The organism is Neobacillus sp. B4I6 (assembly GCF_050434045.1).
GTDB lineage: Bacteria > Bacillota > Bacilli > Bacillales > Cytobacillaceae > Neobacillus.
The window spans coordinates 5,664,489-5,677,222 of the sequence record NZ_JBNPWB010000002.1 but is presented as its reverse complement, the minus strand read 5'-3'; the positions used below and the strand labels follow the sequence as shown (position 1 = coordinate 5,677,222).

Annotated in this window: 14 protein-coding genes and 1 pseudogene; 8 read left to right on the top strand and 7 right to left on the bottom strand. The window is 40.8% G+C overall.

The features are described 5' to 3' along the window. Positions 1 to 110: 110 nt before the first annotated feature. Genes QF028_RS30215 through QF028_RS30200 form a run of 4 tightly spaced genes read right to left on the bottom strand, consistent with a single transcriptional unit; the run spans position 111 to position 4,234 of the window. Complete coding sequence (locus tag QF028_RS30215; RefSeq protein WP_429471270.1) at positions 111 to 1,466, bottom strand: LLM class flavin-dependent oxidoreductase; 1,356 nt, start codon at positions 1,464 to 1,466, stop codon at positions 111 to 113. Positions 1,467 to 1,485: 19 nt separating this feature from the next. Further along, positions 1,486 to 2,316: an ABC transporter permease gene (locus QF028_RS30210; protein ID WP_214998005.1), complete on the bottom strand. Its 831-nt coding sequence runs from the start codon at positions 2,314 to 2,316 to the stop codon at positions 1,486 to 1,488. Positions 2,317 to 2,350: 34 nt separating this feature from the next. Beyond that, positions 2,351 to 3,178, bottom strand: a complete 828-nt coding sequence (locus QF028_RS30205) for an ABC transporter ATP-binding protein (protein WP_429471267.1) — start codon at positions 3,176 to 3,178, stop codon at positions 2,351 to 2,353. 12 nt (positions 3,179 to 3,190) lie between these two features. Continuing rightward, complete coding sequence (locus QF028_RS30200) at positions 3,191 to 4,234, bottom strand: ABC transporter substrate-binding protein (protein WP_429471265.1); 1,044 nt, start codon at positions 4,232 to 4,234, stop codon at positions 3,191 to 3,193. A 491-nt stretch (positions 4,235 to 4,725) separates the two neighbouring features. On the opposite strand from QF028_RS30200, the gene QF028_RS30195 reads away from it, so the two are divergent. From QF028_RS30195 to QF028_RS30185, 3 genes are all read left to right on the top strand, one after another. Beyond that, positions 4,726 to 5,637, top strand: a complete 912-nt coding sequence (locus QF028_RS30195; protein WP_429471263.1) for a TauD/TfdA dioxygenase family protein — start codon at positions 4,726 to 4,728, stop codon at positions 5,635 to 5,637. Between the two features lie 376 nt (positions 5,638 to 6,013). Continuing rightward, positions 6,014 to 6,277, top strand: a complete 264-nt coding sequence (locus QF028_RS30190; RefSeq protein ID WP_429471261.1) for a hypothetical protein — start codon at positions 6,014 to 6,016, stop codon at positions 6,275 to 6,277. A gap of 321 nt (positions 6,278 to 6,598) precedes the next feature. Continuing rightward, on the top strand, positions 6,599 to 6,772 hold the full coding sequence (locus QF028_RS30185) for a hypothetical protein (protein WP_214998009.1): 174 nt from the start codon (positions 6,599 to 6,601) through the stop codon (positions 6,770 to 6,772). A gap of 98 nt (positions 6,773 to 6,870) precedes the next feature. Here QF028_RS30185 and galU read toward each other — a convergent pair whose 3' ends face one another. Beyond that, the gene (galU, locus tag QF028_RS30180; protein WP_410887692.1) at positions 6,871 to 7,743 is read right to left on the bottom strand and encodes a UTP--glucose-1-phosphate uridylyltransferase GalU; all 873 of its coding nucleotides are present in this window, start codon (positions 7,741 to 7,743) and stop codon (positions 6,871 to 6,873) included. A gap of 598 nt (positions 7,744 to 8,341) precedes the next feature. Here galU and QF028_RS30175 point away from each other — a divergent pair. The 4 genes from QF028_RS30175 (at position 8,342) to QF028_RS30160 (ending at position 10,168) form a co-directional block, all read left to right on the top strand. Further along, entirely contained in the window at positions 8,342 to 8,911 is a 570-nt protein-coding gene (locus QF028_RS30175; RefSeq protein WP_429471259.1) for a DUF6241 domain-containing protein, read from the top strand. Positions 8,912 to 9,478: 567 nt separating this feature from the next. Further along, positions 9,479 to 9,697: a DUF1659 domain-containing protein gene (locus QF028_RS30170; protein ID WP_214713082.1), complete on the top strand. Its 219-nt coding sequence runs from the start codon at positions 9,479 to 9,481 to the stop codon at positions 9,695 to 9,697. Positions 9,698 to 9,736: 39 nt separating this feature from the next. Then, positions 9,737 to 9,955, top strand: a complete 219-nt coding sequence (locus QF028_RS30165) for a DUF2922 domain-containing protein (RefSeq protein ID WP_214730988.1) — start codon at positions 9,737 to 9,739, stop codon at positions 9,953 to 9,955. A 78-nt stretch (positions 9,956 to 10,033) separates the two neighbouring features. Beyond that, positions 10,034 to 10,168 (top strand): YvrJ family protein, encoded by a 135-nt coding sequence (locus QF028_RS30160; protein WP_429471256.1) that lies wholly within the window; start codon positions 10,034 to 10,036, stop codon positions 10,166 to 10,168. A gap of 185 nt (positions 10,169 to 10,353) precedes the next feature. On the opposite strand, the gene QF028_RS30155 is transcribed toward QF028_RS30160, so the two are convergent. Then, positions 10,354 to 11,298 carry an ABC transporter permease gene (locus QF028_RS30155; RefSeq protein WP_429471254.1) on the bottom strand — a complete coding sequence of 315 codons (945 nt, stop codon included), beginning with the start codon at positions 11,296 to 11,298 and terminating at the stop codon, positions 10,354 to 10,356. Further along, a pseudogene (locus QF028_RS30150) lies at positions 11,291 to 12,100 on the bottom strand (ABC transporter ATP-binding protein); the annotation flags it as partial. The gene QF028_RS30155 and the pseudogene QF028_RS30150, both read right to left, overlap by 8 nt. Positions 12,101 to 12,176: 76 nt before the next feature. Here QF028_RS30150 and QF028_RS30145 point away from each other — a divergent pair. Then, positions 12,177 to 12,665, top strand: a complete 489-nt coding sequence (locus QF028_RS30145) for a hypothetical protein (RefSeq protein ID WP_214998017.1) — start codon at positions 12,177 to 12,179, stop codon at positions 12,663 to 12,665. Positions 12,666 to 12,734: the final 69 nt, after the last annotated feature.

Genomic DNA, 12,734 nt, shown 5'->3' with positions numbered 1-12,734 from the left:
TTACATAATTATTGGTCCTTACTACATATTTTCAGGCTCTTATTACATATTTTTTGACTCTTACTACATGTTTTCCAAAACTTACTACACATTTTCCGAAACTTACGAGATTATATGGTTTCTTTAATTGGCTCAATAAGAGTATTTACTGGCCGCTTTAATCCCAGATTCTCCCTTAATGTGTTACCTGTATATTGTTTACGGAACAATCCACGTTGTTGAAGGACGGGAATCACGAGATCAACGAAATCATCAAGACCACCAGGTAAATACGGTGGCATGACATTGAAGCCGTCCGCTGCCCCATTTTCAAACCATTCTTGCATATGATCTGCAATTTGTTCAGGTGTGCCCTTGATTTCCCGATGTCCGCGGGCACCGGCTATCCGTTGATACAGTTTGCGAATCGTCAATCCTTCACGATCTGCAAGATCCTTTAATAATTGGAAACGACTTTTCCCCCCATTTATCTGATTCAATTCAGGCAAATCTGGAAGTGGTCCATCCACCGGATATCCTGATAAATCAACACTTATCATGCCAGATAAAAGAGAGATCCCCGCTTCTTCCGGTATAAGTTCCTCGAGCAGCGCCTTATTTTCTTCCGCTTCTTCCTCCGTTCTACCAATAACAGGGAAAACTCCAGGCATAATTTTCAGCTCCTCTGGTGAGCGACCGTATTTCGCCATTCTTCCTTTTACATCCGCATAAAATGCTTGAGCTTCTTCAATCGTTTGCCAAGCAGTGAATATAACCTCGGCTGTCCGCGCCGCAAGCTCCTTCCCTGCTTCAGAAGAACCAGCCTGGATCACAACAGGATGCCCTTGCACCGGGCGGGAGATATTTAATGGACCAGCTACGGAAAACCATTCTCCTTTATGATTAATGGAGTGTATTTTGGAAGAATCCGCAAATTGGGATGACTCCTTATCAATAATTAACGCATCATCCTCCCAACTATCCCATAGCTTCGTGACCACATCGACAAACTCTTCGGCCCGCTCATACCGTTTTTCATGAAGGAGCTGCTGTTCTAAATTAAAATTTTGAGCCTCTACGTCAGTGCTTGATGTGACAACATTCCACCCTGCACGGCCGCCGCTCAAATGATCAAGAGAGGCGAACCTGCGGGCAACATTAAATGGCTCATTAAAGGTAGTTGATACCGTTCCGACAAATCCGATATGATTTGTCACAGCAGAAAGGGCGGATAAAAGGGTAAAGGGTTCAAATAACGTATTCACGGTTTGGCTAAGTACTGTTTGATTTTTCCCCCTCACCGCATAGGTATCTGCAAGAAAAACCATATCAAACTTACCACGTTCCGCTGTTTGGGCAAGCCTTTTGATAAAATCAAAACTCATGGTTTGATGGGATTCTGCTTTTGGATGCCGCCAAGCAGCGACATGATGTCCAGGGATCATAAAAAACGCGCCTAATTTCATTTCCCGTTTATGTTGAGTCATGTTTCATTCCTTCTTTCCTTTATTGTTGATTTGAATTTGTTTTCCAGCTTGAAAATTTTCTTTCTAAGGATACCAATAGATAATTTATGGCCACACCAAGCAATGAAATCGTAATAATACCTGCATACATTTGCGTAATTTGGAAGTTCTGTTGCGAATAATTAATGAGATATCCCAAACCTTCCTTAGCTCCAACCATTTCGGCAGCAATCAACACAAGAATGGATGACGATCCAGCCATACGTATTCCGGTAAAAATAGTCGGAATGGAAGCTGGCAAAATTACTTTATAAAACAGCCGGTAGGAGGGAAGAGCCATGGATTTGGCGGCCTTAATGAGTAAAGGATCTACATTTCGAACAGCATTGATCGTATTTAAAAGAATCGGAAACGTACAAGCAAAAAAGACGATTGAAACTTTAGATGTTTCTCCAATCCCAAGCAGCAAAATAAAGACAGGTAATAACGCTAAGGCAGCTGTATTACGAAACACCTCCAGCACCGGATTTAACAATTCGCTTGCCAGTGGATACCACCCAATGATAAGCCCCAAAGGAATGGAAACGAGGATCGCCAACCCAAATCCGAAAAGCGAACGGAGAATACTGGCCTGAAAGTGGGCATACAGATCACCCGAAATCACTAATCCCCACCAACTCTCTGCTACTTTTGTAAATGGCGGAAAGAATGTGGGATCCACTAACCCCATTCGGGGAGCAATCTCCCAAAGGATTAGTAAAAGCAAAATAACAATAGATTGTTTTACAAGACTTTGCACCCAATGAAAAGAAAAACGAATCCGATGGGATGTTTGCATTGGCGCTGTGAATGATTTACCAAAATCAGACATTTCCTCACCTCTTCTATAAAATAATTGAACTTTGTTAAGCTGATTGATCCTTATTCTCAACTGTTTGCGCTTTGACTACTTCTTCTCGGAGCAAATCCCAAATTTGGTGACGTGCATTTGCAAATGCTGTTGTCGAACGTAAATCCTCTTCGTGACTGGTTGAATGAAGCGGGTTTTCAATAATTTGTTTAATGGTTCCCGGTCGAGAGGTCATGACGGCCACACGCTGTCCTAAATACACCGCTTCATCAATTCCATGTGTAATGAAAACAATGGTCTTTTTCGTATGTTCCCAGATTCGAAGTAATTCTGTTTGCAAGGTTTCACGCGTCTGCGCATCGAGTGCAGCGAACGGTTCATCCATTAACAACACTTCAGGGTCAAACGCCAAACTTCGGGCAATAGCCACACGCTGCTTCATTCCACCCGAAAGTTCATGCGGATACCGATCTTCGAAACCCGATAATCCAACCAGTGACAAAAAGTAACGGGAAATCTCAGCCCGCTCCTTTTTGGGTACACCTTTTGATTCTAAGCCAAATTCAATATTTCCTTTTGCTGTCTTCCAAGGCAATAGCGCATACTGCTGAAAGACAATTCCCCGATCTAAACCGGGTCCCTCTATCGGTTTTCCATCCAATAATATCCGTCCGGAGGTTGGTTTCGTCAACCCGCCTAAAAGATCAAGCAAAGTTGATTTTCCGCATCCTGATGGGCCTACTAATGAAAGAAACTCTCCACTGTTGACCGAAAAATGTACATTTTTAATGGCTGTAAATTCTTTAAGCATTCCCTTTCCTTGCTGAGAATCCCTTACGTTAAAGACCTTGCTGACATGTTCAAACTGAATTTTTGCCGTCATCCTCTCACCTCATTAGTTTTTTTCAATTTCACCCTTATAAGGATTAAATTCATTGGTATACAAATTACTTAGTTTCACTTGGCCATCTTTGAACTCACCATTTTTCTTTAGCCAATCGACCCAAATTTTAAATTCCTTACCCTGAATAACTCCACCTTTCTCCGCAATACCTGTACTTTTCCAATATTGCACCGTGTTTGTATCTTCCTTGCGCCCCCGTTTCTTAATAATGGATTCATAACGGGCTATCACTTCTTCTCGTGAATGGGTCTGTGCCCATTCAATGGCTTTTGCTGTAGCCTCAACAAACTTTTTCACCGTATGTGGATTTTGTTTAATAAATTTATCGGTAAAGACATAGCCGCCTGCTGTAAAAGGACCCAACAAATCATAATCACTAAAAAGCTTTCTGATCCCCCCATTTTTCACAGCCAGATCCCCTAACATCCCAGTCAAAACAGCGATATCAATTTGTTTTTGTCGCAGTGCTTGCTCTGTACTTACCGGTGGCAAAACAACTAAAGTCACTTTCTTAATTTCTTCATCTGTGAGTCCATTTTGTTTTAAATATTCTTTTAAAACGAATTCAGCATGTGCTCCCATTGTATTCATACCAACTTTTTTTCCAATTAAATCCTTGGCGCTTTTTATCGGGCTGTCATTCAATACATAATAGCCGGTATATGTATCCTTATCACTGCCGTAATAACCAATGACCGATTTTATCGGTGCACCGCTCGCTATCAATTTGGCAATGGCCCCGTTAAATGCACCGCCAAAGTCGGTTTGACCGGTCGCTGCGTTTTGAATAGAGGCAGGCCCGCTTGTTTGATTTCCGATCCATTCAAGTTTAATCGGACCAAGATAGCCTAAATCCCCGGCTAACTCTGGATAAGTGACCGAACCCACCGATCCTTCATACCGGAGTTTCAGCGTTTCATAAGTGCCATTTCCTTTTGTTCCTGTAGCTCCGGTCTTTTTCTCCTGGCATCCAGCCGATAAAGCGACTGACAATACAATTAAAAATAAAAGTGCCTTGGTTCTCCAAATCTTCATAACGGGCCCCTACCTTCTCTTAAAATTAAAACCAACCGATCCATTCGAAAAATCCATTACCAGCCACGAGAAAAAAATTTTGATCCAACGTTCACCTTTCTACAGGCATGCCTTTTTCTCGATAAAAAAAACCGGAGACATCTCTTTAAAAAGAAAAGTCTCCGGTTGACCGGTTAATTAAATTCCAGATTTCCTATTGGGTTACTTGGTTTTCACTTATATTACCAATTCAATTTTCAGTCGTCAACGAAAAATTTAAAATAAAGTTAATTTTTTAAAAAAACCAAAAAATCAAAATTAGTTATTGACAGATGTTTTCCAGAAAATTAAAATCACATTAAGCCGATATGAATTATATAAATTAAATTTACAAGCAATTGAATTGCTGACCAGTCACCTGGAAGCCAGAGCTATTATGCTCTGGCTTTCTTTTGTCTTATCGGTCCATTATTATAGCTGGCTTTTACGGCTAAAAACAAGGAGGAAATAAAATGAGTAATGTCAAAGAAGTTCAAAATGAAGCAGGAATTGTAGTAAAACCAGTGGCTGGACGTATTGGAGCAGAATTATCAGGTGTGAAACTTTCCGGAGAACTAGACTCCACTACAGTTAAATCTATCCGTGAAGCGCTGTTAAAGTATAAGGTTGTTTTCTTCCGTAATCAAAATCATCTGGACGATCAAGGACAGGAAGCCTTTGCCCAACTGCTTGGTAACCCAGTTGTTCATCCAACTGTACCAGCAAAAGATGGCACAAACTATATATTAGAACTTCATTCCGAACATGGCGGCCGAGCCAATTCATGGCATACAGATGTAACATTTGAAGCAGCGTACCCAAAATTCTCCATTTTACGCGGAGTGGAGATACCACAGGCAGGAGGTGATACCGTTTGGGCAAACACAGCTACGGCCTATGAAAATCTTCCAACAGAATTACAAAATCTGGCGAATCAATTATGGGCCGTCCATACCAACGCTTATGATTATGCAGCAAAACACCAGAATGTTTCTGATGAAGCGATCAAACGCCATGACGAAATCTTTACCTCTACCCTATATGAAACTGAACACCCAGTTGTCCATGTACATCCTGAAACCGGAGAGCGCCATCTTCTACTCGGTCATTTTGTCAAAAATTTCAAAGGGCTTTCTTCCACCGATTCGGCTCATTTATTCTCCATCCTACAAGGACATGTAACACAACTCGAAAATACGGTACGTTGGAAATGGAAAGCGGGAGATGTGGTCATTTGGGATAACCGCGCCACCCAGCATTACGCAGTGAATGACTATGGTCATGCACAAAGAGTGGTCCGAAGAATAACCATTGATGGAGACGTGCCTATTAGTTTAGATGGTCGCCGCAGTGTCACAAAAACAAAAATTAGAAAAAATAAATAAGTTTCTTCTATCCTTGAAGATAAAGTAAAGGTAATCATGATCCCAAAATGGGACAGCGTGGGATCATGGAATTTCCACGGTAAAGCCCTCAGAAAAATTAAAAGCCTATAATTCTCTTTTTAAAATACGGAGAATTTAGGCTTTTTCACTTTACAACCTAATATAGAAAAGTCCCTACTGATGCCTGTTTGTTTTTTGAAAGAACTTGCGGAATATCGGGTGGTGTCAGGCACCCGATATTCCGTGGTTTTTTATATATTTACCTTGCCTTTTCAAATTCCCTTATAAAAGGGAATATCTTTTGCTGTAACCTTTGAATTTTCTGGTATAATTTCATTTTAAGAATACAATTTGAAGATAGTAAGGAGAGTTTAATTTGGAAGGTTTTATTGGATTGGTTTTAAATATAATCCTCACGATTTATTTAGTGATTGATTCTCGTAAGCATGGTAAAAGCCCCATCCTTTGGGGAATTCTCGGATTCATTTTTGGGTTGATCGCTTTAGGTATTTATCTAATAAAAACAAATCGAAAGGTCATCGGTTGGGTTATCACGATTATTAGCATAATAGGTTATTTAGCCTTACTCTTAGTCCTACTATTAGGTGCGGCCCTTATACTCGGGGGAGGATTTTCTTAAAATAAAAATGAAAGCTCCACAGGGACGGTTCAGGACCAGTGATAAGTCCTCTTTATGTGTAAAAGATACGGATCATCTGCCATATGTAGATGATCCGTATCTTTTTTCTTACTATTTACGAGTAAAACACACGTTTTTTTATTGAAGTAATTACTTTTTCAGCAGCCCCGGTCTAAGTTTCCTCATCTATGAGAAAAAAATTTAACAGAGGTAACTTTTGTATAAGCTATGAAAAATTTGTCCATCCTAATCATATAAAAGATAGGTTAGGAGAGTGGAGAACTTGATAATGATTTTTTCGATATATAGGGGTGATTTTCAATGAGCACAGAAGAATTGAATAAAATTATTACTGTTAAGAAGATGGATTTAGAGGAATGTGAGCAAGAACTTAACAGTCGTTACTACCCTTCAATAGTGAGAGTAGCAATGATGAATTACATTTTAGTCCTACAAGAACAATTAGAAAAGTTTAATCATGCAATGGAGAAATAATTACTATTTGAAATAGAAGTCCCGGTTAAGGTCTAGTGCCTGCCACTTATAAATCTATCAATCTTCGACAAAATACGGGGAGTGACAGGCACGAAATTTTATTCCACCTTAATTTTTTCTTCCATAAAAGCTAGAATCTCTTTACGTAAAGTAGGTTCCTGCAGAGCAAATTCTATGGTTGTCTTCACAAACCCACTCGTTTCTCCAACATCATACCTCTTACCCTCGAAATCATAAGCAAACACCCGTTGTATCTGATTCAACTTCTGAATCGCATCCGTCAACTGAATCTCTCCACCAGCCCCAGTTTCTTGCTGTTCCAAAAACGTGAATATCTCTGGAGTTAGTATATAACGTCCCAAAATGGCTAGATTAGAAGGGGCAGTTCCAGCCTTAGGCTTTTCAACCAAATTATTTACTTGATACCTTCTACCCACCTGATCCAAAGGTTCAACAATCCCATACCGATGTGTCTCATCATCTGGAACAGACTGCACTCCAATAACTGACGAATGCGTTTCTTCATATACATTAATAAGCTGTTTCAAGCATGGAGTCTCACTTTGAACAATATCATCTCCAAGAAGAACCGCAAACGGCTCATCCCCTATAAAGTTACGAGCACACCAAACGGCATGTCCAAGCCCCTTTGGTTCCTTCTGACGAATATAATGAATATCCGCAAGATTAGTAGCATAACGTACTTTTTCAAGTAGATCTAACTTTCCCTTTTCCAATAGATTTTGCTCTAATTCATGTGCAATATCAAAATGGTCTTCAATTGCCCGCTTCCCTTTACCAGTAACAATAATAATATCTTCGATCCCTGAAGCCACTGCTTCTTCGACAATATATTGAATCGTTGGCTTATCAATAATCGGCAACATTTCCTTAGGCATTGCCTTTGTTGCAGGTAGGAATCTTGTTCCAAGTCCAGCAGCCGGAATAATCGCCTTCCGTACTCGTTTCATACTCACTCCACCTTTTTATTATTTTTTTGTAAAAAACAGGGGGTTACAGTTCCATACTCCATTCATTCACCCATATAATCATTCTTCTACCCAGTTAGTTTAAGCATATGTTCACTACATTTATTTTAACATAGATAGCCAAAAACAAAGCTCCACAGGAACGTTTCTCATGGTATACATTTGGTTAGTCCCATTCCATTGAAAAAGGGTCAGGTCCCACTACAATAACGCTTAACGTAGTGGGGGCCTGACCCTTAATGAAGGGTATCTTCAAATATATTTAATCATTGCCCCCAGCTAATAATAGATTCACTGTAATAGAAAGCATATCTCTTAAAGCTCCGAAATATATGTGAGAAAGATTAATTGTAAATACTATTTAGAAAATTAAATTTTTTACAATCCATTCTTACATACATGTTCAAAACCGCTTGTTTATCCAGAAAGCGCAAAAAACGGTCGGCATACGATTTAATCCAAATTCAGAAAAAATGTCGACATCTGTCTTGTTTGAAGTGATTATGTAAGTTAAATAAGCTAGATGAATTCTGAATTCTTTGTTAAATTAGAGCTATCTAGTAAAACAGGGGGAGATGAAGTGAAAATAGTATTTATCGTAACTGGTATTATTTTGGCTGTTTTAATAGGCGTAAAATACGGAGGATATAAACCGGTCGACAATGAAGCCGAATCTGGAAAAAAACAAGAGAAAGTAGAAGCGAAAGCTGTTCAAGATACGGTCAATAATGAGAAAAAGGAAATAGACAAGCAGCAGACAGCCAAAATTGGCGGAGTTCAATATGATATTGGGATTGATGACAGTAGTTCACAAGATGCGGTGATCGAAGTGATGCATAAGATGACACATCAAAAAGTGAAAGCGAAAGAAAAATGGGGAGCCATTCCTATGATTCCCGATACGATTAATCAAGTCTATGATATTGTGGAGAACAGTGAGTTCGAACAAAAAGATGATTTGCTAGCCATTTTAGATAAATGGAAAAAAGGCACCTTTTCTGAAGTAGATGATGACCACAACTATTTCTGGACATACCAAGGCGGGACGATCGGTAAAGCTTATGGAATTATGAGCAAATCAGAAGAAGAAACTTTCATCCTGAATAACTTCGAAGAAGATATTGTACGTGAAGTAAGCTCCCAGCACTAATGGGGGCTTCAATATTCAGTTACAACTTCATTCTGTTATTTCTAGTTCTCTAAAAACCTATCAATCTTCGACAAAATCTGGAGAGTGACAGGCATGGAAATTTAATTTCTTGCTATTAAGCTATTGCTTCTAAATTCGCCCATAAAATGGTTAAATTCGCCCATTAAAGCCCAAAATCCGCCCATAAATCTCGAAGATTCGCTCATAAAACTCAAAAATTCGCCCATTAAAGGGTCAAGTCGTTTAATAAATCATAAATGCGCAACTATTGAAGTGTAATTTTACACAAAATATCATTTAAACGAGCTCCCTCATGAGTAATCCCCACAAAATTCAGATCCTTATTACGTAACTATTAATTCTTATTACATATTTTCCGGCTTTTATTTGCGGATTCACTGCTTTTATTTGCGGATCGTCTACGAAATCTCGAAAACTCTATTAAAATGCCCTGGGAGACGCTATCCTCTCCAGGGCATTTTTCAATTTATTTAAAATTCTCTTCTCCCTCCCCTGTCCTTTTTACCGACTTTTTTCTATATAGATGGTGAAAGGTGGTGAGAGACAATGGCACTAGCGTTATTAGAAGTAACGAAGCTTCGCATCGTATTTGAAGCGGGCATGGATGACGAGGGAAATCCTATCCTCAAAGCGAAAACGTTTAGCAATGTCACCAAGGCAGCTACTGCGGATCAATTATCGCAAGCGGCACTAGCAGTTGCAGTTCTATGCAATGACACGCTAAACAAAGTGGAGCGGAATGATAGCATCGCAATTCTAGGTTAATAGTCTAACAAAATAATAAAGTGATGGGAGGTGAAATAAATGGCAAAAACATTGGAATTGCAATTTGCCACGGAGTTTGGAAAGACGGCGAGCCTTTCCGTTGATAACCCAAAAGAGCCGATTGACGAAGAAGTCGTAAAATTATCGATGGCGCAGATTATTGCATCTGAAGTTTTCACAACTAGCAGTGGCAAGTTTGTAGCTGCAAAAGGAGCAAGAGTGATCGACCGCAATGTGACGGATTACGTGATTGCCTAATAAAAGTGAGAGGCCGGATTCATTATGAACCCAGCCTCTTTTTATAAATAGTGGAAGGAGGAGAGAAAAGTAGAACAGTTGATTCCAATTATCAGCCAGGTGGGATTCCCCATCGTTGTGACGCTTTATTTGCTTTACCGAATTGAAGCAAAGCTTGATTTGGTCGTCCAATCGATACAGACACTTCCTGAGCGGATGAGGGAGCAAATATAAAAAAAAGAAACCACCTTGCCTCTACTATCAGGCAGATCCAAGGTGGTTTCTTGTCTTTATTCTTTCATTTTCCACAATCTAAAAACCTACCAATCTTCGACAAAATCCGGGGCGTGACAGGCACTAAATTTAATCAATTTGAATCACTTCCTTGGTGAATCTTAATTGTTATATAATCGGCAGGTTTAGGCCGCCACGTCTCTACGTGTAAAAAGGAGCCAGGAAATCAGATTGAACACGAGGAAATAGACAGCGAGCACTCCGATGGAAAAGGACAATGTCATTCCCTCTTGGAAAGGACGTCCGGTCAGGTACTGGGTGAGATCGGTGTTGGCGAACAACAGGTACTTGCTCCAATCGAACCGCTGCAGTGCCTCCAGAACAATATTACCCGCAAACAAGGCGCCGATGGAAAACCCGATAGCCATCGCGCTGCTTTGGAAGGCGGACGAGATCATAAAGCCCATGGTTACGTACATGACCGTGGATACACCGCCCAGCATATACGTTTTCCACAGATTGAGGACCATATTCCTTTCGACGATTTGCCCTTCCGCATTCATGCTGATCAACGGTAGATCCATGTATCCAAAGCCGTATAAAATTCCGTTGACCGCGACGGATAGGACAAACAGAGTGAGTAACAACAGCATGCTAAACAACAGAAAAGAGATATACTTGGACACGAGGATCTTGACCCGATTGGCTGGACGGATGAGCAGCAGCTTGATGGTGCCGGATGAAAATTCGCCCGCCAGACTGTCTCCCGCAATGATGATGGTGAAAATGGTAATCACGATCATCAGATTGGCCGAACCGTTCACACCATCCCACATCGTGCCGTCCGTCGAGCGAATATTCTGCTCCAAGTGATAGTCGTTGACGGCAATCTGCTCCAGGTAGAACATTCGATCCTCTTCATCCAGCTTGGGCTGCTTCAGAATTTCGCTCCATTGCTGCTTCTCCTGCAGCAGTTCTGCCCGCCAGCCTTCCCCTTGCGCCTTTTTTCCATCGGAATGCCATTCAATGATGTTGACAAAAAGCACAAACGCAGCCATAAGTCCGACCAGAATCCACGTTCGCACCCGTCGGTAAATCTTCATATTTTCATTGAGTACTAGATTAACCAATTTGTCCACCCCCCGTTATTTCCAAGAATCGATCTTCTAGAGACTGGGAAACCATTTGCACGCCATAGATACGAATATGGTTCTGCATCAGCCCTGCAAGAATGTCCGGGATGTGTTCCCGCTCGGTGGTGACCTCGATGATCCCCTTCTGAGCGAGCTTGACCTCCTGAACCCCATCCATCTGCCTCATGGTCACCAATGCCTGTTCCGCTGGCTGTGCTTGGATTAGATACGTTTGAGCTTGATCGTTCCCTTGGGTAAAATGCTGAACCGGCATCACATGGACTAGCTTGCCCTGCTGGAGGATGGCGACCCGGTCGCACATGAGCTCCATCTCGGACAACAGATGGCTGGAGACGATAACGGTGATTCCTTCCGTACGGGTCAAATGCCGCAAATAATCGCGCAGTTCGCGAATCCCCGCCGGGTCAAGACCGTTCGTCGGTTCATCGAGAATCAGCAGGGACGGCCGATTCAGCAGTGCCTGAGCGACTCCCAGACGCTGGCGCATGCCGAGCGAGTACTTTTTGACTTTGTCATGGATGCGGTTTTCCAGCTTGACCAGCGACACCACTTCGTCAATCCGTTCCTTAGTTACCCCAGGCACCATGCGGGCGTAGTGAACGAGGTTATGGTACCCGCTCAGATACTTGTACATTTCTGGACTTTCCACGATGGCGCCAACGTGCCGGATCGCTTGCTCGAATTCGGTTTTGATATTTTTCCCCTTAATCAGTATCTGTCCCTTAGTGATCGACATCAGTCCGACGATCATCCGGATTGTGGTTGTTTTACCAGCCCCGTAAAGAATAATTGAATAAAATGTTTAGATTAGGGGATTCTAAGAACACTATTCAGATAACAAAAGGAGACTTCATATGGTAAAACTCGTTTTATGGTCTTTCTTTTTAATACCTTGGATTTCCTTATTCTTTTTAAATAATTTAAATAAATCTGCTCTTCGTAGATTTATGCCTGTTGCCTTGTTTGCAACTGTGATAAACACAATAATGTATCAAGTTGCTTGGACATATGACTGGTGGAAGTACAAAGAAACTCTATTTGCATGGGATAAAGTAGCCCAAATACATACTGTATATGGAGTTTTTCTAATTGGAACTATTTGGATATTTTATCTTACGTTTGATAAGTTTTGGGTTTATTTAATTGTTAATTTGATTGTAGATTGTATCTATTCGTTTGGTTTTAGAACTTTATGGAAAAAACTCAAAATTACAACTGCTGGAGGAAACTTATCGCCACTTGAAGGGATTTTAATAATGACAATAATAGCTATTATTCTTTATGGTTATCAAAAGTGGCAAGAAGGACAAATTGGTGGAGAAAATAAAATTAGAGAGGAATGAACGTACTCCCAGGTTAAAACGTAAAAAGCTAAATTATGTACCTGATGACTATATAAACAACCTCACCCT

Coding starts and splice junctions, on each gene's coding strand:
- QF028_RS30215 (WP_429471270.1), bottom strand. CDS start 1,466: ATGACTCAACATAAACGGGAAATGAAATTAGGCGCGTTTTTTATGATC.
- QF028_RS30210 (WP_214998005.1), bottom strand. CDS start 2,316: ATGTCTGATTTTGGTAAATCATTCACAGCGCCAATGCAAACATCCCAT.
- QF028_RS30205 (WP_429471267.1), bottom strand. CDS start 3,178: ATGACGGCAAAAATTCAGTTTGAACATGTCAGCAAGGTCTTTAACGTA.
- QF028_RS30200 (WP_429471265.1), bottom strand. CDS start 4,234: ATGAAGATTTGGAGAACCAAGGCACTTTTATTTTTAATTGTATTGTCA.
- QF028_RS30195 (WP_429471263.1), top strand. CDS start 4,726: ATGAGTAATGTCAAAGAAGTTCAAAATGAAGCAGGAATTGTAGTAAAA.
- QF028_RS30185 (WP_214998009.1), top strand. CDS start 6,599: ATGAGCACAGAAGAATTGAATAAAATTATTACTGTTAAGAAGATGGAT.
- galU (WP_410887692.1), bottom strand. CDS start 7,743: ATGAAACGAGTACGGAAGGCGATTATTCCGGCTGCTGGACTTGGAACA.
- QF028_RS30170 (WP_214713082.1), top strand. CDS start 9,479: ATGGCACTAGCGTTATTAGAAGTAACGAAGCTTCGCATCGTATTTGAA.
- QF028_RS30165 (WP_214730988.1), top strand. CDS start 9,737: ATGGCAAAAACATTGGAATTGCAATTTGCCACGGAGTTTGGAAAGACG.
- QF028_RS30145 (WP_214998017.1), top strand. CDS start 12,177: ATGGTAAAACTCGTTTTATGGTCTTTCTTTTTAATACCTTGGATTTCC.